The sequence below is a fragment of the Microcystis sp. M53603_WE2 genome (assembly GCF_030065435.1).
The window spans coordinates 1-1,336 of the sequence record NZ_JASJFF010001312.1; the positions used below are offsets into that span (position 1 = coordinate 1).

Here is a 1,336-nt window from a genome sequence, read left to right on the forward strand (position 1 = left end):
GAAAATATAATCAAGCTTTACTCGATGCTAGTCGTCGTCTAACGGCGGTACTTTCTGGAGAACCGGATCCCGGTCCGCCGGAAGTAGCGACAATTAATATCGAAAGTACCTTTACTACCGCAGAAGAAACTGACGATAAAAATGCCACGATTTGGGTGATAGTTTTACTGGTTTTAGCTACAGTAATCCCCATGGTCACTTATTTTTGGTACGCTGGTTTTGGTCGCTAAATTAAATTAATGATCTGGGACTGATACAGCTAAAATATTCTCAGAGATAGTACAATCCTCAGCCTGAATGAGCAAGATGAAGTAACTTCTAAGTGGGTGGGTGGAATTAAATATAAGATGAACGTAGGTTGGGTTGAAGCATGAAACCCAACGCCCTACAAATAATTGTGCCTACCTACTTAGTAGATTTTAGTTGTATCAGTTCACCCCATTTGCTTAACCTTAATAACTAATGTCTAGACTGGTGACTCAATTACAATCCTATTATCGAGAGGAGGAAGGAACTTACTTAATTGAAATTAAACTTAATCAGTTACAGCAAGTCTTTAATTCTCTCGATCCTTCGCCATTTTTAGATAGAGATTTAGACGATAACGCCGAAAATTATATTATTAACTCTGTGGATGAATTCCCCCTAAATACCCCCCTTAAATTAGTCTTTTATCTTCCCAGTAACGAACAGAATACCGCCCGACATCTGTTACCCTCAGCTTTACATAATTATTTTGACTATCGCCAACAGGTAGAACAAAGAAAATTACGGACAATTTGGCGACAGGGACGCATATCTTTAATAATTGGTCTCTCCTTTCTTTTTGTTTGTTTGAGTCTTAGCGAATTAATTAGTCGTTTTGGCAGCGATACATTTATTCACTTCTTAGAAGAAGGATTATTAATTAGTGGTTGGGTGGCTCTCTGGCGACCTTTAGAAATTTTTCTTTACGAATGGTGGCCCGTCAGTCATCAACAAAAGATTTTTGCTAAACTGGCCTACATCCCCATTGAAATTCGTCTATTAGAGGAACCATCCACCCCAGACTCTTTTCGATAGCTCTAATCCTGCCGATGGCTTGTGTTCAAAGTTACAAAGCTTTTATTTGAAGCAGTTTACAATAAAAAAAATCCGTACAAAGCTTATCGGTTTTCAGCTTGGCTATTACTTTATTCTCAAACTTTTAACTAAGTAGGGTTTGCTGAATAAATATAAAAACCTTGTTGGATAAGGCTTTTAGACTTTTTTTCCCTGAAAAAGTGCCTACCATTGGAGTGATTGGGGGGAAAATTTAGGGATTTTTTCCCTGAAAATTAGGTAATTGACCACCTGA

The 1,336-nt window shown here is 37.9% G+C and carries 1 protein-coding gene and 1 pseudogene; both read left to right on the plus strand.

The annotated features are described in order from the left end of the window. Positions 1-230: pseudogene (locus PX481_RS27495) on the plus strand (photosystem II repair protein Psb32); the annotation flags it as partial. Positions 231-462: 232 nt separating this feature from the next. Next, a complete protein-coding gene (locus PX481_RS27500) occupies positions 463-1,062 on the plus strand; it encodes a hypothetical protein (protein WP_004266806.1) in 600 nt (199 codons plus the stop codon). Positions 1,063-1,336: the final 274 nt, after the last annotated feature.

What these genes read in the sequence shown, in the direction of transcription:
- PX481_RS27500 (WP_004266806.1), top strand. Translation starts at nt 463, where the DNA reads ATGTCTAGACTGGTGACTCAATTACAATCCTATTATCGAGAGGAGGAA.